Source organism: Amycolatopsis sp. M39 (assembly GCF_001651785.1).
GTDB lineage: Bacteria > Actinomycetota > Actinomycetes > Mycobacteriales > Pseudonocardiaceae > Amycolatopsis > Amycolatopsis rubida.
The window spans coordinates 33,077-53,680 of record NZ_LWSF01000011.1; the positions used below are offsets into that span (position 1 = coordinate 33,077).

At 67.9% G+C, this 20,604-nt stretch carries 19 protein-coding genes, 1 tRNA gene and 2 pseudogenes; 6 read left to right on the top strand and 16 right to left on the bottom strand.

Annotated features, from left to right (window positions below; all coding sequences use genetic code 11):
• Nucleotides 1–20 precede the first annotated feature (20 nt).
• Nucleotides 21–437: pseudogene (locus A4R44_RS23705) on the bottom strand (fasciclin domain-containing protein); the annotation flags it as partial.
• A 300-nt stretch (nucleotides 438–737) separates the two neighbouring features.
• Nucleotides 738–1,374, bottom strand: a pseudogene (locus tag A4R44_RS50660) (molybdopterin-binding protein); the annotation flags it as partial.
• A gap of 346 nt (nucleotides 1,375–1,720) precedes the next feature.
• Here A4R44_RS50660 and A4R44_RS23715 point away from each other — a divergent pair.
• Nucleotides 1,721–2,878 carry a PQQ-binding-like beta-propeller repeat protein gene (locus tag A4R44_RS23715; protein ID WP_067584719.1) on the top strand — a complete coding sequence of 386 codons (1,158 nt, stop codon included), beginning with the start codon at nucleotides 1,721–1,723 and terminating at the stop codon, nucleotides 2,876–2,878.
• Here the strand turns inward: A4R44_RS23715 and A4R44_RS23720 are convergent.
• The 4 genes from A4R44_RS23720 to A4R44_RS23735 form a co-directional block, all read right to left on the bottom strand.
• Nucleotides 2,868–3,362 (bottom strand): DinB family protein, encoded by a 495-nt coding sequence (locus A4R44_RS23720; protein ID WP_067584722.1) that lies wholly within the window; start codon nucleotides 3,360–3,362, stop codon nucleotides 2,868–2,870. The two genes, A4R44_RS23715 and A4R44_RS23720, sit on opposite strands and share 11 nt — an antisense overlap.
• Entirely contained in the window at nucleotides 3,350–3,679 is a 330-nt protein-coding gene (locus A4R44_RS23725) for a hypothetical protein (protein ID WP_067584725.1), read from the bottom strand. Before A4R44_RS23725 ends, A4R44_RS23720 begins: the two co-directional genes overlap by 13 nt.
• A 1,117-nt stretch (nucleotides 3,680–4,796) precedes the next feature.
• Nucleotides 4,797–5,222 carry a HutD family protein gene (locus tag A4R44_RS23730; protein ID WP_067584728.1) on the bottom strand — a complete coding sequence of 142 codons (426 nt, stop codon included), beginning with the start codon at nucleotides 5,220–5,222 and terminating at the stop codon, nucleotides 4,797–4,799.
• A gap of 86 nt (nucleotides 5,223–5,308) precedes the next feature.
• Nucleotides 5,309–5,893 (bottom strand): TetR/AcrR family transcriptional regulator, encoded by a 585-nt coding sequence (locus tag A4R44_RS23735; RefSeq protein ID WP_232791757.1) that lies wholly within the window; start codon nucleotides 5,891–5,893, stop codon nucleotides 5,309–5,311.
• A gap of 102 nt (nucleotides 5,894–5,995) precedes the next feature.
• On the opposite strand from A4R44_RS23735, the gene A4R44_RS23740 reads away from it, so the two are divergent.
• Nucleotides 5,996–6,949 (top strand): hypothetical protein, encoded by a 954-nt coding sequence (locus tag A4R44_RS23740; protein ID WP_067584735.1) that lies wholly within the window; start codon nucleotides 5,996–5,998, stop codon nucleotides 6,947–6,949.
• Between the two features lie 64 nt (nucleotides 6,950–7,013).
• Here the strand turns inward: A4R44_RS23740 and A4R44_RS23745 are convergent, their stop codons facing one another.
• Entirely contained in the window at nucleotides 7,014–7,838 is an 825-nt protein-coding gene (locus A4R44_RS23745; RefSeq protein ID WP_095213559.1) for an SAM-dependent methyltransferase, read from the bottom strand.
• A gap of 277 nt (nucleotides 7,839–8,115) precedes the next feature.
• On the opposite strand from A4R44_RS23745, the gene A4R44_RS23750 reads away from it, so the two are divergent.
• The 3 genes from A4R44_RS23750 to A4R44_RS23760 all read left to right on the top strand — a co-directional run bounded on the left by A4R44_RS23750 (nucleotide 8,116) and on the right by A4R44_RS23760 (nucleotide 12,268).
• On the top strand, nucleotides 8,116–9,153 hold the full coding sequence (locus A4R44_RS23750) for a M48 family metallopeptidase (RefSeq protein ID WP_067584742.1): 1,038 nt from the start codon (nucleotides 8,116–8,118) through the stop codon (nucleotides 9,151–9,153).
• A gap of 472 nt (nucleotides 9,154–9,625) precedes the next feature.
• On the top strand, nucleotides 9,626–11,137 hold the full coding sequence (locus tag A4R44_RS48235; RefSeq protein WP_067584745.1) for a S1 family peptidase: 1,512 nt from the start codon (nucleotides 9,626–9,628) through the stop codon (nucleotides 11,135–11,137).
• Nucleotides 11,138–11,266: 129 nt separating this feature from the next.
• Complete coding sequence (locus A4R44_RS23760) at nucleotides 11,267–12,268, top strand: RNA polymerase subunit sigma-70 (protein ID WP_067584748.1); 1,002 nt, start codon at nucleotides 11,267–11,269, stop codon at nucleotides 12,266–12,268.
• A 43-nt stretch (nucleotides 12,269–12,311) separates the two neighbouring features.
• On the opposite strand, the gene A4R44_RS23765 is transcribed toward A4R44_RS23760, so the two are convergent.
• Nucleotides 12,312–12,881 carry a dihydrofolate reductase family protein gene (locus tag A4R44_RS23765; RefSeq protein ID WP_067584751.1) on the bottom strand — a complete coding sequence of 190 codons (570 nt, stop codon included), beginning with the start codon at nucleotides 12,879–12,881 and terminating at the stop codon, nucleotides 12,312–12,314.
• Between the two features lie 288 nt (nucleotides 12,882–13,169).
• Here A4R44_RS23765 and A4R44_RS48240 point away from each other — a divergent pair, with 288 nt between their 5' ends.
• Entirely contained in the window at nucleotides 13,170–13,433 is a 264-nt protein-coding gene (locus A4R44_RS48240; protein WP_157904981.1) for a hypothetical protein, read from the top strand.
• Between the two features lie 1,061 nt (nucleotides 13,434–14,494).
• On the opposite strand, the gene A4R44_RS48245 is transcribed toward A4R44_RS48240, so the two are convergent.
• From A4R44_RS48245 to A4R44_RS23790, 8 genes are all read right to left on the bottom strand, one after another.
• A tRNA-Pro gene (locus tag A4R44_RS48245) sits at nucleotides 14,495–14,566 on the bottom strand.
• Between the two features lie 250 nt (nucleotides 14,567–14,816).
• On the bottom strand, nucleotides 14,817–15,452 hold the full coding sequence (locus A4R44_RS48250) for a hypothetical protein (RefSeq protein ID WP_157904982.1): 636 nt from the start codon (nucleotides 15,450–15,452) through the stop codon (nucleotides 14,817–14,819).
• Nucleotides 15,453–15,964: 512 nt separating this feature from the next.
• On the bottom strand, nucleotides 15,965–16,486 hold the full coding sequence (locus tag A4R44_RS52540) for a WhiB family transcriptional regulator (protein ID WP_095213560.1): 522 nt from the start codon (nucleotides 16,484–16,486) through the stop codon (nucleotides 15,965–15,967).
• A gap of 153 nt (nucleotides 16,487–16,639) precedes the next feature.
• Nucleotides 16,640–17,512, bottom strand: coding sequence for a helix-turn-helix domain-containing protein (locus A4R44_RS50665; protein ID WP_232791745.1), 873 nt, complete (start codon nucleotides 17,510–17,512; stop codon nucleotides 16,640–16,642).
• Nucleotides 17,513–17,567: 55 nt separating this feature from the next.
• Entirely contained in the window at nucleotides 17,568–18,644 is a 1,077-nt protein-coding gene (locus tag A4R44_RS23775; protein ID WP_067584767.1) for a 3-oxoacyl-[acyl-carrier-protein] synthase III C-terminal domain-containing protein, read from the bottom strand.
• A gap of 1 nt (nucleotide 18,645) precedes the next feature.
• The gene (locus A4R44_RS23780; protein WP_067584771.1) at nucleotides 18,646–18,828 is read right to left on the bottom strand and encodes a hypothetical protein; all 183 of its coding nucleotides are present in this window, start codon (nucleotides 18,826–18,828) and stop codon (nucleotides 18,646–18,648) included.
• Nucleotides 18,829–18,913: 85 nt separating this feature from the next.
• A complete protein-coding gene (locus tag A4R44_RS47430) occupies nucleotides 18,914–19,402 on the bottom strand; it encodes a cupin domain-containing protein (protein WP_107648880.1) in 489 nt (162 codons plus the stop codon).
• Nucleotides 19,399–20,394, bottom strand: coding sequence for a hypothetical protein (locus A4R44_RS23790; RefSeq protein WP_067584777.1), 996 nt, complete (start codon nucleotides 20,392–20,394; stop codon nucleotides 19,399–19,401). The genes A4R44_RS47430 and A4R44_RS23790 overlap by 4 nt, the downstream gene beginning before the upstream one ends.
• Nucleotides 20,395–20,604: the final 210 nt, after the last annotated feature.

Here is a 20,604-nt window from a genome sequence, read left to right on the forward strand (position 1 = left end):
GCGCGCCGGGCCCGGTGGCTTCAGTTCTTGTTGGTGCCGGGGGTGAGCACCTTGTCGATGACGAAGACGGTGGCGTTCTCGGTCGGGATGTTGCCGCAGAGGATCTTCGCGCCGTTGACCGTCATGGTGTCGCCGGAACCCTCGATCTTCAGCGGGCCGCCCGCGCTGTTCAGCGAGGTGACGGCACCGGCCTGTGCGAGGCCCTTGGCGTCGTAGCGCTTGCCGGCGACGTGGTACTGCCGGATCGGCGCGAGCTGGTTCGGGTTGGCCGCCAGTTCCTTGAACTTCGCGTCGCCGAGCGCGGTGAACGCCGGGTCGGCCGGGGCGAAGACGGTGATGGCCTGCTGGCTGTCGAGCGTGTCGACCAGATTGGTGGCCTTGACCGCCGCGACCAGCTTCGTGAGCAGCGGGCCCATCGAGTCGAGCGAACCCGGCGCGAGGCGAAGGGTCTTCACGGCAGTTCTCCGTTCACAGTGGATTGTTCGGCAGGGATTCGGCGCCGGGCCGGAGCCGGATTGGCCAGGAAGCGATAAAAGTCGTGGAATGCCATCCGGTCGCCCCGCCGGGCTTCGATCCGGACGCAGCCGGATTTGTCGGCCGTGCGCACGAAAAACTGATGGGCACCGGGCTTCACGGAAATCTGGATCCATCACCTCGCCGGGTATTCCGGTTCACCTCGGCGCGCAAGGTCGTCGGCTGCCGGGCCCCGCAGGCGATCCGCACCGGGCTTCCGCCAGCAGATCGACGCCGATGAAGTTCGAAGTGGACACGCACGTCATCGTCACCGTGCGCTCGACCAGCGGCCGGTCTCGGTACCGGATTTCCCGTTCGGCCATCCCGCGGATCCGCGGGCTCCAGTCCTCGGTGCGCACCTGCGGAACCGACAACGCGGTGTCGACGCGATAGAAGTTCCGGTTGGGCGTGCGGAACGCCGGGATCCCGAGCTTGGCGAAATCCGCGTCAGGGAATGGACGGAGCCGAAACCGCGGGCAGGAGCGGTCCGACCGCCTCCCGGGATGCAGTGGCCTCTCGCGTTACGCTGATCGCCTGTCCGGCACAGCCGAGCACTCCGGCACCGACGCTGCCGACCGGCGCGACGAGTCTGTCGCCTGCTGTTGTGCCGCGATTCGGTGCAGCAGCGGGAAAACCGCGACTCCGGCTACGAGGCTGGCCAGCGGAGCCGGCAACGCGACTGCGGTCAGATCCGGCCGCGCGGCCACCGCGACCCCGCCGATCAGTCCAAACGCGACAATGATAGCGACACCCGGCCACGGCTTCCGTCGAGACAGCAACCCGGACGGCTTTGCCGCAGGCGCCGAAGGCCCGCACCGCGAAGTCTTTCAGCGGCAGCGGCGTCAAGTCGATGGCTCCGTGGACGGGAGGTCACACCGGGCATTCGCAGCCGGACCGAGCGCGGATGGGTGGGCGTCCGTCACTCGTCCGAGTACCCGCGCGGGCCCGCGACACCTTTTTCGCCGCATTTGCGCGAACTCGTGCGCATGCGGCCGTTCTGTCGGCTAAGTTCCGGGACGACTCCGAATGGAGCAGTGATTCGGGAGAATGGGGACACCGATGCGGCGAACGTTGATCACTGCGGCCTGCCTGGGGGTGCTGGCAGCCACGGCCGCGTGCGGAGGCGGGTCCGTGCCGACTCTGCCCACCGGCCGGCCAGCCGCCCGCGTCCTCCGCCGAGCCCGACGCGGTCACCGCTGATCCGCCGTTGGCGTTCGACACCGGCAAGGGCGTTTCGCTGCCCCGCACGGCGCTGCAGGCCACCATGGGCGGCTCGGTGACGTCGAAGTTCATGACGCTGCGCGACCGCACCGGTTACCTCATCGCCCCCGAATCGCTGAGCGCGGTCGACGTCCTCACCGGCCGCGAGAAGTGGAACACCAAGATCGAGGGCCCGGCCGCCGACCCGAACGCGCACCAGGGGCCGTTCGTCGAGCAGAGCGGCCCGCGTCCGCCGCTCGTCACCGACCGGCTCGCCGTCGGAGCCGTCCCGCTGCGGATGCCCGAGCAGGGCACGACACCGGGCTATGTCGCGCTCGCGGTCATCGCGGTGAACCCGGAAACCGGGGCGAAGGCCTGGCAGACGAACGCGAAGGTCGCCGACGACCAGTACGGAATCACCGGCGACCGTTCCGTCACGCAGGTCGTCGCGGCCACCGACAAGGCGGTCGTGGCCAGCTTCGCGCAGTCGGACCACACCCTGACTGTCGCCTTGGATCCGGCGACCGGGAAGCAGCTGTGGGAGCGCAAGGACTACGTCGCGGGCAGCCTGAACGGCGAGGTCGTGGTGGGAGTCGACTCCACTGTGGCCGGGAATTCTTCGATGGTCCAGGCGACCGCGCTCGACGTCGCCACCGGCCAGCAGAAGTGGGTCGCCGCCGCCAAATCGAGCGCGGTCGAGATCCTGCCCGCCGATCCCGCGATGGTGGTCCTGAAGGCCACCGAGTACAGCAGCGGCCACGCCTTCCTGAAGTTCCTCGACGCGTCGACCGGCACGGAGAAGTTCTCGGTGGAGGGGACCCGGAACCTGGGCCCCGACTCGTACGGCGACTGCCTGTACGACGAGCAGTCGGTGCTCGCCTGCACCGACTCCGGCGTGCTGACCGCGTACGACGCGAAGGCCGGGACCACACTGTGGAGCTTGCCCGACCAGGCCGCGAACCGCGTCCCGCCGGGCGGCCTGACCGTCGCCTGGCACGGCGCGCTGTACGGCTACACCAACGGAAAGCAGCCGATCGTCCTCGACGCCAAAACCGGCAAGGACCTGTCCACCGAAGTGGGCTTCGTGCCGGACTGGGTCAGCAAGTACGCCGCGGCAGGCGTTGACAAGGACGGCTCGCCCAAGGCTTATCCGGTCAAGAAGTAGCCGGTGCCCCGTCCTCCGCGAGGATCTGCTCGCGGAGGATGTCCGCGTGCCCGCAGTGCTGCGCGAGTTCCCGCAGAACGTGCAGATAGACGAACCGCAGCGGCAGTGGTCCGCGCCGGTTGCCGGGCAGGATGTCGGTCAGTTCGAGCGACGCGGTGGCCTGCCGCGCGGCTTCGCACGCCTCGCGGTGCGCCTGCTGAATGGACGCGATGGTGTCGTCATCGGTGAGGGCAAACGATTCGTCCGGCGTCTCCGGGATCCCGATCTCGGCGCGCGAACGACCGGTGACGGCTTCGTCGAACCAGACCTTCTCCACGAAGGTCACGTGTTTGACCAGGCCGAGCAGCGTGGTCTTCGACGGCACGAGCGACCGGCGGGCCTGCTCCTCGGTGAGTCCGTCGAGGCAGTGCTGAAGCGCCTCGCGGTGCTCGTCGACGAAGTATTCGAGCTGGTCCTTGGCGTGGTTGCCGATCACTGATTCCATGGGCACGGGTCCAGCTTGCCGCATCGTGGCCCGCTGCGGGAGCGAAGCCCGGAGCCGAGCCGGGCCGGCGCGGTTTCCACTGCGTTGACCTCCGCGAACCGGCCCTGTGCACGGAACAAGTCGAGCGTCAGCTGCCACACCGCGCGTGCCTTGCCGGAGTCGCCCGTCTCGCGGTGGGGGTGGCCGAGGTGTTCGAGGGTGCCGGCTTCCAAATAGGTGTTGCCGGACTCCCGGTACAGCACGAGCGCTTCGCGGTGGTGCTCGATGGCGTCGGTGTGATGGGCGATGTGCGCGAGGCTGTCGAGGACGTCGGCCACCGCCGGATGGTTCGCCGTCCGGTAAAGCTGGAGTGCGCGTTCGCAGTGCGGCCGGGCCTGCGCCCGCGGAGCCCGGCACGACGACGCCCTCGGCCATCTCGCCGGAGCCCTGAATCTGGTCAACCGCGGCGAGAACCTGCGCGTCCGGGCTCGCGCCGAACACGGTCACCGCTCCCGCGGTGTGCTCGCGGCCGGGAGCCCGCGTTTTCGCCAGCGGTGAACGAGACGGCCCGGACAACGATTTCCTTTCCGTATCGCCGTCCTGTTTGCCGCGCGCCCGGCCGCTGACAGTCCTCGGTGGACAGTCGAGCACGGGTGCCGGGCATCCCTCCCGGAACCTCGCCGGGATACTGGTGCGCGGAAACCGGCAAGCAGCGAAAGGGGCTCGACGGTGGCGCGGCGCGGATCGGCGGAGCAAACGAAAACGTGCTGGAAAGCCGGTGCGGCCGCCGAATCCGGACGGATCGGGTGAACCGCCGCCGCACGCCGTGACTGCCGCGCTTGCCGCGGCGTCCGGCCACGACCGCGGACGAGCAGATCAGGTTCACCGGCGCGTTCGCGGCCGCGCTGACTCGCGCGATCGGATCGATGCCCGCGCTGTACGTGGTCCTCGCGCTCGTCGCCGCGGCCTGGGGTCCGCTGCGCGCGGTCGACCGCCGTTCGGTGCAGACCTACGAAAACGCCGAGGCCGTCTTCGAACAGATCGCGGACCTGCAGCGGCATCTCGACCAGCACGACCGGACGCTCAGCCGCGGCGTGAGCCTGCTGGAGTCGAGCCCGCATCCGTGGATCCAGCAGCACCGGCCGCCGCAGGCGCTCGACCCAGGCGGTGAGCGTCAACAGCCGGATCGCGGCCAGGCTGACGCAGCGGCTTGGCGGCATGGGGGCGTTCTACCCGGCGGCCGGGACGCAGGTGGTGTGGACGGGACTGGCCGTGCTCGGTGTGCAGCGGCTGGACCCGTACTCGTTCGCGTTCATGACCTTCCTGTCCACGCTGGTCCAGCTGGGCTTCATGATCGTGACCATGGTCGGCCAGGCCGGCGAGCGGCCCTTCCTCGGGCGGCGACGCGATCCTGCGCGAATGCCGCCGGATGAAGGCGCGGCTGGAGGCGCGGGATCATGCCAGCGCGGTGAGGAAAACATCGGCGATTTGCTCGCCGAGGTCGACCGACGCGACCGCTCCGTCCCCGCCGTTCTCCGCGGGGGAGCGAAGGACGACCTCCGCCCGGTACAGCCCGCGCCGGGTCATCACGTTGAGGGCCCGGGTCGGCTGGTCCAGGGTCGCCCGCACGGTGTCTTCCCCGGCGAACCGGATCTGGTCGCCGCGCTCGAGGTCGGTGACGGTCCCGTTGACGGTCAGCCGGAGCGGCCCGAGAGCGGTGAAAAGCCGGTCGATTCCCGGGAAAGACGAGAACGGCGCGTCTTCGAGCAGGTCCGCGACGCTGATCCGCCACCGGGACGGATCGGCGTCGGCGGCGAGTTCCCGGGTGGTGCCTGCTCCGTTGCGCCAGGGGACCGGGGCGGCTTCGGACGGGATGAGCATCAGAGCATCACACTCGTTCTCCGCGGCAGACGCAAACCCGGCCGAGAGAGAGAAGCCGCCCGGCACGTCTCGTCGGCAGGCGGGGTTCACCGCGGAAACAGCGTGCGGACCGCGTCCGGGAATCCGCTTACTCCGTCCGGTCCGGACAGCGCCAGGTTGAAGAGAAACCCGGGCAGGAGCGCCAAAATCGCCTGCGCGAGAGCCTCGGCCGGTGCGCCGGCCCAGATCCCGCTCTCCTGCCGGCCGCGCACGAGGCCGGCCACCTCGGCACTCATCTCGGCCGACGCGGCGGCGAGGCGCTCGGCGAGTTCCGGGTTGCGCTGGGCTTCCGACCAGACCAGCACCGCCATGCTCGCCAGTTCCCGGTCGCGGTGCAGGCCGGTCACGGCCTCCAGCAGTTCCGCCATCACCTCGCCGACACCGTGCTCGCCGCCGCCGCCGCGGGCAAGGGCAGCGCGCAGCACGCCGGTGACGTCGTCGAGGTTCTGCGCGGCGACCGCGACGATCATGTCCTCCTTCTTCGGGAAGTACCGGTAAACCGCGCCCGCGGACTTGCCTGCCTCGGTGAAGACGTCCTGCATCGACGTGCGGTGGAACCCGTCGCGGAGGAAACAGCGGCGCGCGGCCGCCAGGATTTCGCCCCGCTGGTCGTCCTTGTACTGCTGGCTCACCCTCGGCAACGTCCGCTCCTCGCCTTGACACCCGGCTCGGGGGCAGCCTAGCGTAGAAGAAAAGCGGATGTCCGTCCTCTTTTAATGTCAGGAGAGCCCGCCATGCCGATGACCCCCGTCCCGGACGTCACGCTGACCCCGGTCGCGTCCTTCCCGGAAAAGTACTTCCCGGAAAACCTCGCCGTCCGTTCCGACGGTTCGGTGCTGGTCACCGTCCTCCTGCAGCGGGAGCTGTGGATCGTGCCGGAGCCGCGGCGTCCCGTTCTGGTGCATCGCTTCGACCATCCCGTGACGGGGATCGTCGAGGTCCGGCCGGACGTCTTCGTGCTCAGCCTGACCGAGGGGTACACCACCCACGAATCGCATCTGGTCCGGCTCGACCTCACCGGCTGGACGCCCGGCGAACCGGTCGCCCCGGAGATCGTCTTCACCTTCGACGACCGGGTGCGCGCACTCAACGGCAGCTGCCTGCTCGGCCGCGGGGTACTGGCCGTCGCCGACTGCTTCGCCGGGCTGATCTGGCGCGTCGACCTCGATGCCGGCGCGCGCGGGGCACAGGCCCGGATCTGGCTGGCCCACGACACCATGGCCGACGACCCGGACGCCGAGATCGCCCCGCCGCGACAGCCGGGCGTCAACGGCGTCCGGTACAGCGCGCGGACCGGATACCTTTACTACACGTCCACCGCGCAGAAAGTCTTCATGCGAGTGCCGGTCGACCCCGCGACGCTCGACCCGGCCGGTGGCGCGGAATTCGTCGCCGCGATCGACAACGCCGACGACTTCGTCCTCGACGAGGAGGCCGGGTTCGCTTACGTCACCAGGCATCGCGCCAACACGCTCGACCGAGTGCCGCTCATTCCGCGGCACGGCAGCGAAGTCCGGCACGTCGCGGGCGAGCCGTTCGACGAACGCCTGGTCGGGCCGTCCAGCGCCGCCTGGGTTCCGGGGCAGGAAGGCCGAGCCTTCTACGTGACCACGGACGGCGGCACCACCGCCCCGCCGGACGGGCTCCTTCGCAACGCCATGCTGCTGCGGGCTGAGCTGCGTCCGTGAGGCGCTTGAGGGGATGACGGCCGCAGGCCTTGGCCGGGAGGGTTTCGCGGTGCTTCCGCGCGGATCAAGGCTTGCGCGCGACCCCGGCCAGCATCGCTGCCTCGCTCGGATCCGCGAAGTCGACTACTGGTGTGTTGAGCCCGCTTTCCTCGGGATGCCAGGCGGCAGTCCACGTGACGCCCGGGTCCAGCAACTCGAAATCGCCGAACAGCGCGCGGATTTCCGCGTTCGAGCGCAGCACGTGCTTGCTCACATTGGTGTCGTACAACTGGATCACCGCACGCAACTGCCTGGCGATGTCCTCCGGCAATCCTTCGTGGGTGATCTGCGACAGCACCAGGTACGAGCCCGGAGGCAGCATTTCCCGGTACCGCGCGATGGCCTCCGGCCCGAGGTCGCGCCCGTCCGGGCCGGGCTGCTGGATGTGCAGGACCGCGGTGACCAGCAGGGCCAGCGGCCGGCCGGGATCGAGGACGCCGGTGTCCGCGACGGAGTGCCACAGTTCGTCCGGTTCGCGAAGATCGCCCTGGATCACCGCGTGGCGTTCGGGATCCCCGTGGCGTTCCAGCAGGATCCGGGCATGCGCGACCGCGACGGGTTCGCGGTCGATGTAGACGACACGGGAGTCCGGCGCGACCTCGTCGGCGATCTGGTGCACGTTGCCCATCGTCGGGACGCCGGAACCGATGTCGACGAACTGGCGCACGCCCAGTCCCACGAGATGCCGCACCGCGCGGTGCAGAAACGCGCGGTTGGCTCGGGCGCAGTACATCCCGGCCGGAAACGCGGAAAGGGCCATCTTGCCGAACTCGCGGTCGATGGCCCAGTTGGCCGTACCGCCGAGATACCAGTCGTAAACGCGCGCCACGCTGGGCCGGTCGAGGTCCACGCCCGGGATGGGCTCTTCAGGTCCGTGCGCCACGCCGCCTCCCCCGCAGTCGTGACCAATCGTATCCAATCCAGCCGATCCCGCCGGACGGGCACGGCGGCGGCGACCGCCTGCCGGGTGCGCGGTGGCAAGCACCGTGCTCGGGCAGTGGTCCGGACACCAGGGTTCTCGCTTGCTTGATCCGCCACGTTTCCGTTAATGGGCAACGGAACCGTCGATGCTCAGTGCCGAGGAATCCTTGAGTAGGCTGCTGCCGACGACTTCATTGGGGGGAGCCATGACCGACGAAATCGAACCTGCGCACCGGACCGCCGTCCGTTTTCCGGGAATCAGCCCGAGAGCCTACGAGCATCCGGTGGATCGCGGCGCGCTCGCCACTCTGCGCGCGGTGCCGGGATTCGCCCAGGTGATCAAGGCCGTCTCCGGCTTCTACAACGAACGCGGCGAACGGCTGATGGCGCTGGCGTCGTCAATCCGCGTCGGACCGCGGCAGTACCCCGAACTCGACCGCCTGCGTCACGAATGCGCCGAGACGCTCGATCTTCCCGTCGTGCCGAACCTGTTCGTCTACCAGGACCCGCGGCTGCAAGCGTCCGCGCTCGGCATGGACGAGCCGTTCATCCGGATCAGCACCGCGCTCGTCGGCCAGATGAGCCACGAATCGCTGCGGTTCGCCATCGGCCACGAAATGGGGCACGTGCTGTCCGGGCACGCGGTCTACCGCACGATCATGGTGCGCCTGATCAACCTCCAGATGTCGATGTCCTGGACACCGGTCAGCGCACTCGGCATCCGGGCGATCATCGCGGCGCTGAGCGAGTGGTACCGCAAAGCCGAACTGTCCTGCGACCGCGCCGGCCTGCTCTGCGGCCAGGACCCGACCGCCGCGCTGCGCGCGCAAATCCAGCTCGCCGGCGGCGTCGACCCGTCCCGCATCGACATCCCGTCCTTCCTGCGGCAGGGCGCGGAATACGAGTCGGGCGAAGACATCCGGGACAGCCTGCTGAAGCTGAAGTACGTCGAGACCGAAACCCACCCGTTCGCCGTGGTCCGGGCGACGCAACTGCAGAAATGGGCCGCGTCCGAGGGCTATCGGGCAATCCTGACCGGCGACTACCCGCGCCGGGACGACGACGCGCCGGCCGCGGACTGGAAGGACGACCTGAAGTCCGCGGCGAAGTCGTACAAGGATTCCTGGACGGCCTCGGCTGATCCGCTGACGAAGGTCTTCACCGAGGTCGGCGAGACGGTCGCGGATACCGCGAGCAAGGTGTGGGCCAAGTTCGGCGGGAGTTCGGAGAACGGCAACGCCTGAGGTTGCCCTCGTGCGGAAATGCGAAACCCGGGAAAAGCCGCGGCGAACTAACTGACAATTCTTGTCCGCGCGGATGGCGGCTGAGCGTCGCATCCTAACCGGATGCGCAGAGCTGGCGGAATGTGGTGTATGTCACCGCATGTCGCAGTAATGGCGGCACGGTGCACGCGATGGTATTTGCGGCGCACCAGCAGATCGGGTGCGCTGACAGGCGGGGGAGGGGCATGCGGCAAAAGGGGGAGCGAGTTCTCGTGCTGCGGTGGATTCGTCGGCGTGAATTCGACGGGTGTCGCCGGAGGCATTCGCTGTCCCGATGACTGGGATCGCGGAAATGCGGGCGAGCACGGCGTCAGCCCATTCGGCGGGTATCTCCGGAGCGCATCCACTGAATTCATCGTCGGCCCAGCTGACCCGGCCAGCCTGAAATGCGTTGGCCTGAACCGCTTAGGCGTACTGAACGAAGGGTTTCTTGATGGGAGTCAACCGGAAAGCCGCGCGCTTGGCCGGCTGCGTCGCCGGGGTGACCGCCGCGGGACTGCTGGCCGCCGCGTCGCCGGCGAGCGCGGTGGCCGGGGGCGCGCCGGTCACCGGTGCGGCGGCGTCCGCGCTGGTCCGGCTCGCGATCGGGGGCGACGCGACCAGCGGCGGCCACGCCTGCACGGGAACCCTGGTTTCCTCGCAATGGGTTCTGACGACCGCGTCGTGCCTGACCGGCAAGACCGGCGCGCAGGCCGGCGACGGGCTGGTCGACGGCGCGCCGCCTGCCGTCGCGGTAAATGCCGCGGTGACCGAGACCGGTAAGCCGACCCGGCAGATCGCCGTGGACCGAGTGGCGCCGCGGGCCGACCGCGACGTCGTGCTGCTGCGGCTGGTCGCGCCGGTTCTCGGGGCCAGCCCGGGGACTCTCGCTGCCACGCCGCCGCCGTCGAGCGGGCAGGTGACGGTGGCCGGATTCGGCCGCACGGCGACCGAATGGATCCCGGACGCTCCGCAGTCGGCTCCGCTGACCGTCGCGCCCGGCGCACCGGATCACGGTCTGGCCCTTGAAGCGACCGGCACGAGCGGCGTGTGCCGCGGCGATGCCGGTGCGCCGGTGTTCACTGCCGACGGCCGGATCACCGGCGTGGTCACCGGTTCGTACCAGCACAACTGCCTCGGCGAGACCGCGACCAACCCGGCAGTGAGCGCCGTCCGGGTGGACGACCTCGGCGAGTGGGTCACGGCGCACACCGTCGCCGGCCACCACGGCCTGTACCGAATCGACGCCAACGGCGCGGTTCTGGGCTACTCCGGCACCGGCAGCGCCTGGACGACCCTGGGCACCGGGTTCGACCGGGTCTACGCCGGCGAAAGCGCGCTGGTCGCGACTCGCGCCGACACCCACGACGTCTACCGCTACACCGGGACCCCCGGCCAGTGGGCGAAGATCGGCGGCCCGGGCGACGGGTTCGTGGTCAACGCCGACGGCGTCTACGGCTACAACGGCGGCGGTGTCCTGCGCTGGACCGGCACCGGCTGGGAAACGGTCGGGCCCGCCGGGACCGCGTTCTACGCCGCCGGCCATCTGCTCGCCCGGACCGTGCCCGGCACCGGCGATCTCTCCCTGATGACCGCGCCCGGCACCTGGGTCAAGATCGGCACCTCCGGCACCGGTTTCGCGATCAACGACGACGGCATCTACGGGGCCAACGGCGGCGGTGTGTACCACTGGACCGGCACCGGCAGCACCTGGGCCAGCGTCGGCAAGGCGCAGAGCGCGCTGTACGCGGGCGCGCACACGCTGCTCGGCATCGAACCGGCCACCAAGGACGTCAACCTGCTGACCGGCACCGGCTGGTCCCGGATCGGCGGCTCCGGCGACTCGTTCGCGGCCAATGCCGACGGCGTCTACGGCGTCAACAGCGGCGGCATCTACCGCTGGAGTGCCGCCTCCGGCAGCTGGGCGTCGATCGGCCCGGCTACCCGGGCCCTCGCCACCGACTGATCCTGAGCCTCGGCCGTGAAGGGCCCCTTGCGGGAATCGAACTCCCCCAAGGGGCCCTCCACCTCCAGCGGTCCTCCGCCCGGTCGTCAGTTCTTGCGGCCCCTCGCGCCGGTGGGAGGATCGACGACCATGACCGACGCTAGCCCGCTGGGCACCGCCGAAGCCGCGTTCATCGAGGCAGTCCGCACAGGCGACCCGGCGCGGTTAGCGCTCATCACCGAGCGCTATCGGCGTGAGCTGCAGGTGCACTGCTACCGGATGCTCGCGAACTACGAAGACGCCCAGGACCTGACCCAGGAAACGTTCCTGCGGGCGTGGAACAAGCGGGAGTCGTTCAAGGGCCACGCCGCATTGCGTACCTGGCTCTACCGCATCGCGACCAACGCCTGCCTCGACTTCCTGGACAAGCGCAACGACCGCACCCCCGTGCCGTCCGAGCTTCCGGACGCTGAGTTGCCGTACCTGCAGCCGTACCCCGACCGGATGCTCCCCGAGGACCCGCAGGAATCGGTGGTGGCACGGGAGACGATCGAGCTGGCGTTCATCGTCGCCGTCCAGCACCTGCCGCCGCGGCAACGGGCAGCGCTCATCCTGCGCGACGTCCTCGGCTGGCCAGCACCGACGGCCGCGGAGGCCCTCAAGTCGACCGTCGCGTCGGTGACCAGCGCACTGCAACGGGCGCGCGTGACAATGCGCGAACAGTTGCCCGACCGCCGCCTCGACTGGCGCAGCCCCGCCACCCACGAACTGTCGCGAGACGAGCGCGAGGTGGTGAAGTCGTACATCGACGCCCACGAACGCAATGACCTCGACCGGCTGACAGCCCTTCTCCGCGACGACCTGCGCTTCGCGATGCTGCCCGACCCAGGCGCCGTGATCACGACGGCCAAGGACGCGGTCGACGGCTGGGTCTCCGGCGGTCTCTTCCAGCGCGGCTACGACGACTGGCGCTGCATCGCCACGACGGTCAACCGCATGCCCGCGGCCGCGCTCTACCTCCGCACTCCCGGCGACCCGGCGTACCGGCTGCTGAACCTCGCGGTGCTGCACATCGCCGACGGGCAGATCGCCGAGCTCACCGGATTCGAGGTCGCCGGCAAACCGTGGCTGGGCCTGGCCCCGGCACTGTGATCGCAGCTCCAGCGGGGCGGACACGCTCTCACCCGGCCCACGCTCACCGCCTAGTCTCGTAGCGGGTCAGCACCACGCCGCCGGGAAACGTCCGCGTTTCCACCAGAGTCAGGTCCACCCAGCTCTCCAGCGCACTGAAGAACGGCGTACCGCCGCCCACCAGGACCGGATGGGTGACCACCGCGTACTCGTCGATCAGCCCGGCCCGCATGGCCGCCCCCGCGAGCGTCGCGCCGCCTATGCCCAACGGCCCGCCGTCCGCAGCCTTGAGCCGGGCGATCTCGGCGACCGCGTCGCCCGCGAACACCCGGGTGTTCCAGCCGACCTTGCCGATCGTCGACGAGAACACCACCTTCGGCGTATCCCGCCAGTTCCGCGCGAACTCGACCTCCGCCGACGTGGCACCCGGCTGCTGGCCGCCAGCCGGCCAGTAGGAACTCATCGCCTCCCACAGCTTGCGCCCGTAGAGCGACATGCTGTTGGCCAGTTCCTGGTCGAGCCACCACCGGAACAGTTCCTCGCTCGGCGGCCCGCTCCAGCCGATGTCGGCGCCAGTCGCGGCGATGTAGCCATCGAGCGTCAGGTTCATGCCGAAGATCAGTTTCCGTGTCATGTCAGCCTCCTGTGTGTCTGTCGCACACATACAGACGGGCGAGGCGCGAAAACCTCATCGGTGCTTGGTGTTCGCGCGACAGATCCTGCTCCCCGCTCCGGGCAATCCGCCGGCGGTCCCGATGCGGACCGCAAGCTCCGCAAAACGCTGGCTCGATGCCCGAACTGACCCAGGCCGGGAGACCAGTTGACTGCCTGGCAATCGCGGACAACGCGTTCGGTGCCGGAGCGAGGACCAGCCGACCTCGGCTCAGCGGCCGTCGGCGGGTGCGTGAAGCTGACCTGCCGAGTGGACGATGAGCACAGGCTGGTTCTCTCGGAAAGCCACCGCAAAATGCTTTGCCTGGAGATCGTCGCTGCGACTCTAGTATGGGTATGGCTCAAGGTTCTCAATTTGGATCGTATGAAGTACGAGACACTCCGGCCACTGCTGCTCGCGAAAGAACCCGTCGCATGGCTGAAACGAGAGCGGGCGTGCTTCGGGCTCGCTGCGTGCCGGGTGGCATGGATCCATATTTTGGAACATTCGGATGATGTCGATGAAGCTGAATAGATCGCGGGTCGCAATGAATGCGATGAGATGATCGATCTATTCTGCCAGTGATCCCGGATGGATGATGATGTCGTCGACCGGAGGTTGTCCGGGACGGGTCGCGCGATGGAGAAATCCACCCACGCCAGACTGGAGAGGTTCAGCTGATGTGTGCGGATGTTCTTCTGGGCATAGATCGAGACGATCACAGGGAAATTCACACCCGGGATGATCTGCAATGTGCGCTGGGCGAATTCGCGGCGTGGACCTCTGCGGGCGCATAGTCGTCGTGTTGTATAGCGCTGCTATCGGGAAAATTGTGCTAGAAGCCGGTGGCGCTCGCAGCACGCGTGTCGTCCAGAACGTTGGACCGGTGCGACTGGCTGGCGAGCACCACGGCACGAGCCAGGTCGCCATCGACTCAGCGAGCCGCAGTGTCCCACTAGCGTCAACTCCTGTTCGGCGGGGTTGACCCAGCTCGACGCCCGCGGGTCCTTGTCGTCGACCGGCCAGTCCATGACCCCGGACCCGGTATTCGACACGGCCTTCGCACGGCAGATGAACGGATGCGACTACTCCGGTAACAGTCCGATGACGGAGAGCGACCCCAGCGGACTCGGCGGGTGCAATGATGTTGGCTGCTGCCCCTTCGGTGAAGATGCAGGGCGGAAGATACGGTGCCGACTTCAGCGGCCTTCGCGCGCATGACCAGTTAGAGCGTAAGGGCATTCTCCGGGACTGTTCGCGTCCGGGAAGGCATGCGCATGTCGTGAATGGGTAAACCTGCGCCGCCAGCCACGGTTCCGGGGTCTCGGCTTCCGGCGGCGCGGCCGGGTCGGCGAGCCGGGCGGAAGAAGCGCGCGGCGTCGCAGTAGCTGCGGAGCGTACGGGGACCCTTGATCTCAGTTTCGAGTGACATGGCGCACTCAATGATCAGCGTCTGCCAGGGAGCGGGAACCAGTGCTCGGGTGCACAAGTGAAATCCTCAAGCAGGAGGGTTGCCAAGCGCTGTGCTAGCTCCCGCCCCGCGTCCGGCGGCACGAAAAAGGGGGCTGAACCCGCGCAGGTCCAGCCCCGATCGGTCGGGATGACAGGATTTGAACCTGCGACCCTCCGCTCCCAAAGCGGGAGCGGCTAAGCGCAGTGCTACACCAGTATAGCGCCTGGTCGGCGATGAGCGGAAATCGTCAAATAGGAGGGTCGCAGATTGATCTTGGTTCTGATCTCGTCGCTCTCAATAGACCCAGGCGTTGGGATGGATCGTCGGTAAGGTCGATGCGTACCCAGCATGTGTTGTCCGCGAATCCGAGCCAGGGTCTGGATGCATGTGGTGAGGTGTCAGGTTGACGCTCGTGCGACGGGGGCGGCCTCGCAACGCGTGAGATCCGAGAAGGCTAGATCTATCTATATTCGAAAACGAGCGCCCAGCGGGAGTGGCATCTGGTTTAGTACTTGTGTTGCCACCTTAAATGCAATTTGTCCGAGTGTCGACGCGGTCTCGGATGGAGGTGTATCGCGTATGTCCGCGTCGACTGGTACCTCGGCATTGAAGACGGGGGTGCTGCCTTCTACCAGCACGGTATAGGTGAGCGTTAGGTCACGGCGCAGGATCGATGGTTGGATTTCGAGTAGGTCCTCGTGCCGAATCAGACTCGGCAGCGGGGTACCAGGAACGTCGGTTCCGGATGTCTGCTCCAGCACGGCCACGATATGTGTTCCGAAGAACAGTTTTATGGGTCCGTCGAACGCATCTTTCCGGATGTCGCGCCGACTGCGCACAACTAGGTTTGCCGTGGCGATGTGCGGGTTTGTCAGGACGACGCCATTGGAGCGCACCTCCAGCGAAAGGGTCTGCCCGATCTGGTGCACTAACGGTGTGATGTTCGAAGCGTAGACGTGCAGGCGGCGTCGGGGGTTTGCGGACCGGTAGGTCGCCACGATCGCGCCGACGCCGAGGACTATGGCGACGCCAACGGCGGCTATCGCCCAGAACAAGCCGGAGGCATACCATGGGTCGGGCGGTGCGGGTGCAGGGGCCATGCAGGGTATCGAACCAGAACGAGCAGGGTTTGTGGCGGTGCTCCTGGGCGGGAGTTTCGCAATCGCCTGATGCGACGAACGGCTTCCGGCTTGTGTCGACGTGTGGCTCGGCCCCACGGCCGGGCATCGCGAAGCTCAGAGGTGTGACGTCCGCGGAGGTATAATCGCACTGACCACGAGCTTCTTTGTCGATCGCGGTGCGATCGGGCCGCTCGAAGTCAGGCATCCTGTCGACTCCTGTCTCCAGTAGGCTGGGCGAAGAACTGAATAGCGGTCGTGGCATGTGGTCTGGGTCCGGCGCGCCGTTCGACTCGGCACGCGGTTGCGGTCTCACCGGAATGCTCGGTATCTCGTTCATTGTGTTCTCGCTGGTCGCTCTTGAGAAGGCCGTCAGATGGCTCACCAAGCTGGCGAAGAAGGCATGGAAGGAGATGATGCGGATGGGTTCGTTCCCGCTCTTCGGTTGGCTCGCAGCGTCAGGCGGTTTCCTGACCTGGACCAGATGCCACGACCTATAGCTTCGGCGGCAGCTGCCCGTCGAACGAACCGTGTCGTGCGCGGTCGCCCTTCGCCTGTGGCACTGTTGTCCACCGTTGACAGCCGGTGGCTCGTTCAATTCGGACGGAAGACTCGTAATCGCCTGAGGTACGGCGCGTCCGGGCGTGAGGTGAGCGTTGAGGATCGCTGAGCCTGCGTCGGTTTCGACGATCGCGTGTGTATCGGGCATGCGCTTGTCGGCAAGCCGTGCAACGACAACGATGCTTGGCATAGCGAGCGTTGGTCCCATGGGCTGGCAGGATGCGAACGCGGTCCGGGCCAGCGTTGAGTTCGCGCTCGTCGGGAGTCAGTCCTCCTCGAATTCCCCAAGGGTCGCACTCGGACAGCGCTTCCTCGAGGCATGCCGTTTGGACCGGGCACGAGAGGCAGATTTGTCGACAAGTTGCAACGTCGGCGGGTTCCGTAGAATGCCAGTCGAGATCCGGATAGTTCGCGCATGACGCCCACTCGTGCCATCGCGCTGGGGCGGAAGTCATTCTGAACGCGGGTTGTTCGAGGTCCCGCGACGGCGTGCACGCGAGCTGAGCAGCGCCAGCCGTTGGAAGTGTTCCTTCCTAGCGTGTTCGGCTCGTCTGGCCCGGTCGTCGTGGTTGAGTTCGCCGGTCGGGTCGACGAGCTTTTCGAAGCGGTCAAGCGCTGCTTTTCGCGCGGGTGCGGTTCGCCGAGTTCGATCTGGGGTCCGCGCCCAAGACGCGTTCGCCGCGATGCGGGCGCGGAGGATTCGCTGTGCTGGCGTCAGTCCTTGCTCGGGAGCGTCGTGGTCCGTCATGGGTTCCTCCGGACGAAGCGGGTGTGCGGAGTGGAGGGCGGTCATCGAGGGCAGCGGGACTGACGTGGACAGGCGGCTCAGATCGAGCGGCGAGTTCTGGGGGATGCCGCGGTTGTCCGGGTGCGTCTTCGACTTCGGCGGGATGACAGTTCGGACATCGTCTGACGTTGCCGTCCTCGTCGGTGGTGGATCGGGTGGAAGCCGGGTCGCCTGGACGTGCGTCGCAGCGGCCGCACGGTGGCGGAAGGTAGATCGGCTCGGGCAGCCGCGGCGAGCGCCTGCTCGGGTGGTTTATGGATGGTTTATGGATGGTTCGGGGGCAGGGGTTGCCTCCCGTCTCGTGGTTGTTTGCCGCCCGCGGGGTGGTGTTTTGCCCCTCGTGCTGACCTGCGGAGGGCAGTCTTTGCCCCCGGCCGGCGGGGCCATCGCTCGCCATGACGAGGTCGTATCCGTTCGGACGGCGATCGGCGCGTTGGACGTGCGCGGCGACAATCCGAGGGTCGGCTGACTGGATCAGTCCGAGTTGTTCGAGGTTTCGGAGGGCGTAGCGGACGGAGCGCTCGGTCAGGCGGGTGTAGCTGGCCAGGGTCGCGAGCGAGGGGAAGGCGTTCCGGCCTTCGGGGTCTGCGTGGTTGGCCAGGCCGATGAGGACTACGGCGAGACTCGACGAGTCGCGCCGGTCTTCGGGGATTCGGGCATGTTTGAGTGCCCAGTTGATCGCTTCGATGCTCATAAGTTGCCTGCTAGCGGTCGAGCTTGCGTTCCATAGGGGGTGCCGTGCACACAGATCAGCCGATCAGCGAAGTTGTGTTTCGCCACGGCAACCTAAGCGGAGGAGCCTGTGCTCGGAGGGAGGTCGGGACGCTGTCGATGCGGATGATCGCCGCGGTCCAGGTCATGCCGATGCCGATGCCGACCAGGGCGAGGTGGTCGCCAGGTCGGATGGCGTCGCGGGCTAGCAGGTGGGTGAGGCCGACGATCTGGTCGTTGGGGCCGAGGTGGCCCCACTGGTTGCCCGCGTCTCGGAGGGTGCGTTCGGCATTGATGCCGAGCGGCCGAAGGCAGTGGGTCTTGAGCAGTTGATGTCCGTAGTGCGGCAGGAGAACCCAAGCCAGCTGATCGGCCGCGAGTTCGGCGTCCGCGAGAGCGTGTTTCATGACCGTTCGGATGCCGTGGGTGTTGCGGGTGTTGATCGAATCCGTGCCGACGGCGCTGACGTACTGGCGTTTTCGTTCGCGGATTCGTTCTGGACCGGGTTCGGTGGTGCCTGCGGGCAGGAAGCGGTGGTTCCCGCGGTGGAGCTGTTCGAGGCTCGGGTCGGTGTAGGACGCCGTGGAGAGGATCCGAGCCAGTCCGGGGCGGTGGCCGAGGATGACTGCGGAACCGCCGTCTCCGTAGGCGATGCCGTGGTCGGCGCTGAGGTGGTCGAAGGCTGGTGGTCCGAAGACTTCTCCGCCGGTGAGCATGATGTGGTCGACGTCGGAGCTGCCGGAGAGGACGCGGGCGGCGAGGTCGATGCCGCCGACCAGGGAGTTGGACATGGCGTTGAGTTCGGCGGCGATGCCCGGTCCGGCGGGCAGGCCGAGTCTGGCTCGGACGTAGCTGGCGCGCGACCAGAAGTCGATTCCGCGGCTGCCCCGCCAGATTGCGCTGTGGAGGTGGAGTTCCGGGACGGGCAGTGGCGCAGGGGCGACTTGGGCTAGCACGGAGAGCGCGGCGTTGCCGGCTCGGACGGCGAGATCCATTCCCGTTGCGTGGCGCGCGATGGAGATGGATCGCTGGCCCGTGGGATGTTCGGACGCCACGGGCACGAGTTCGCCGAGGGCTGCGCCGATTCCGCGCAGGTGGAGCGAGGGCCATTTCATGTCAGGACCTTTCTTCGGCGTGCAGGTCCGCTTCGATGGCTGCGACGGAGGTGTAGTAAGCGCGGAGCTGACGGGTAGTGATGCCTGCCTGCGCGGCGATCTCGTCGAGCGTGACCGGTGGTAGTCGTGGGTCGGAGGTGGCGCTGAGCAGTTCGCGGGCGCAGTCGAGGATCTGGGTGCGCACGGGTGTGTCCTCCCTTGCGGGCTGCACGCGGCTGGCGCGTGTGGCAGGGGAGGGCGGGGCAAAGCGTTCCGGTCGTGCGGGGAGGTTAACGGCGTCGTCGGGCGTCGCTTGCTCTCCGTTGGGCAATCCGGTCGACGTGTTCTGCCCGGAGGGTGACGGCGCGGGTCGCGACCGCGTCGGAGTAGTCGGCCGCGGGTGCGGTTCCCGCGTCGAAACGAGGATCGGTCGTGATGGCGAGCAGCAGGACGGCTGCGTTGTGACTGAGGTTGACCACCGAGTACGGGACGCCGGCCGGAATGTAGACGAGATCGCCGGGTGCGGGCAAGACCGGAGCCATGGTTGGGCCGGAGAGTACCCCGGTGTATCCGCTTAACACGACGAGCGCGGTTTCGGCCGAGTTATGTTGTGCGGGCGGGAGAATCCGGCCGCCAGGGATCAGCACGCGGATCGCAGAGAGCCGGTCGACGGGGACTGTCGGTGCATACAGAAGGTGAGTGGCCAGCGCTCCCTCCGGCAGCGGCCGGGTCTCGGCACCTCGAGGTCGGCACAAAACGGCGTACATCGGTTCGGTCATGCGGTCCTCCCGGCCCGGCGGTGGTGGGCGAACCGGCGGTGAGGGGCGTCCGCAAGCGTGTGTGCCAGTTCGGCGTTCGCGGTCGCGTCAGCGGGATTCCTGCGGCCGTGTCCGCATGCCGCGGCGACGGCGGCGATCGTCCGTCCTAGCGCGTTCTCGGCGAGTTCGAGGGCACGGGCCGATTCGGCCGGGTGGTGTTCGTCGACGAGTCCGGCGATGACCTCGATGTCGTCCGGCAGGCGGCGGAGCGCGCGGTAGTAGGCCGCGTTGGTCGAGGGTGCGCTGGTTCCGGTGCACATCGGAATGTGGACTCGGGGCATGGGCAGGCCGAGCCGAGTGAGCTGCCGGTGGACGGCCCTGAGGATTCGCACGGCGTGTGCGAGATCGGGCGGGGTGACGAGAGGTTCGTGGTTGAGGTCTCCGTGGCACAGGTGCAGGATCCAGGTCGCACTGGTGGGGCTCTCGCGGATGACGCGGGTGATCTGCCCGGCGAGCAGCGCGGCCGCGGAAGCTTGCAAGGAATGCGGTACGCGGTCGAGGATCGCGAGCGTGGCCGGGGTTTCGAACTGGAAGACGACCTCGTCGCCCCATCGATGATGTATTTCGTTGACGTCGTGCAGGATTGCTTCGCGCAGGACGTCAACATTCGCCAGCGTGCGGGCGGGGGTGCCGAAGCAGAGGTAGGCCAGATCCAGTGGGCCGGGGATCGACACCTGCATCGGTGGCAGTTGCTGTGGGCCGTCGAGGGCCTGCCGGGTGACAGCGACGGTGGCGGTGTGGCTGGCTCGCCGCAGGGAGACGTCCTCGGGAGCGAGCCGGTGGCCAGGGGCGATGCGGTAGCGCGGGTAGTCGTCGTAGCTGGTGGCCTCGCCGGTCCTGGTGGGTTCGAGGGACGCGACGTTGCCGAGGGCGTAGAGCCAGTCGACGATCCACCGCGGGTCGGCGTCGCAGGGGAGTGTGGCGAGGGTTCGGCCGTGTGCTTGGTCCAGCATCCATTGCATACCGGCTTGGGGTGTCGGTGCGAGCTGGGCTGGCAGAGAGCCGACGAAGTGGACGGCACGTAGTTCGTGGTCGCCGGTAGCTGGCTTGTTTTCGTGCTGTGTTGCGATCATGTTCGTCCTCCCGGACAGTCCTGGACGGGCGGTGACGGGGAGGGTCGTGACGGTGGTGATGCCGGGCTGTGGTCCGCCTGCGGGCGGACC

Excerpts from the sequence above, each read along its gene's own strand:
- A4R44_RS23720 (WP_067584722.1), bottom strand. The coding sequence starts at position 3,362 with ATGGAATCAGTGATCGGCAACCACGCCAAGGACCAGCTCGAATACTTC.
- A4R44_RS23730 (WP_067584728.1), bottom strand. The coding sequence starts at position 5,222 with ATGCTCATCCCGTCCGAAGCCGCCCCGGTCCCCTGGCGCAACGGAGCA.
- A4R44_RS23740 (WP_067584735.1), top strand. The coding sequence starts at position 5,996 with ATGCCGATGACCCCCGTCCCGGACGTCACGCTGACCCCGGTCGCGTCC.
- A4R44_RS23750 (WP_067584742.1), top strand. The coding sequence starts at position 8,116 with ATGACCGACGAAATCGAACCTGCGCACCGGACCGCCGTCCGTTTTCCG.
- A4R44_RS48235 (WP_067584745.1), top strand. The coding sequence starts at position 9,626 with ATGGGAGTCAACCGGAAAGCCGCGCGCTTGGCCGGCTGCGTCGCCGGG.
- A4R44_RS23760 (WP_067584748.1), top strand. The coding sequence starts at position 11,267 with ATGACCGACGCTAGCCCGCTGGGCACCGCCGAAGCCGCGTTCATCGAG.
- A4R44_RS23765 (WP_067584751.1), bottom strand. The coding sequence starts at position 12,881 with ATGACACGGAAACTGATCTTCGGCATGAACCTGACGCTCGATGGCTAC.
- A4R44_RS48250 (WP_157904982.1), bottom strand. The coding sequence starts at position 15,452 with ATGGCCCCTGCACCCGCACCGCCCGACCCATGGTATGCCTCCGGCTTG.
- A4R44_RS52540 (WP_095213560.1), bottom strand. The coding sequence starts at position 16,486 with ATGACTTCCGCCCCAGCGCGATGGCACGAGTGGGCGTCATGCGCGAAC.
- A4R44_RS50665 (WP_232791745.1), bottom strand. The coding sequence starts at position 17,512 with ATGAGCATCGAAGCGATCAACTGGGCACTCAAACATGCCCGAATCCCC.
- A4R44_RS23775 (WP_067584767.1), bottom strand. The coding sequence starts at position 18,644 with ATGAAATGGCCCTCGCTCCACCTGCGCGGAATCGGCGCAGCCCTCGGC.
- A4R44_RS47430 (WP_107648880.1), bottom strand. The coding sequence starts at position 19,402 with ATGACCGAACCGATGTACGCCGTTTTGTGCCGACCTCGAGGTGCCGAG.
- A4R44_RS23790 (WP_067584777.1), bottom strand. The coding sequence starts at position 20,394 with ATGCTGGACCAAGCACACGGCCGAACCCTCGCCACACTCCCCTGCGAC.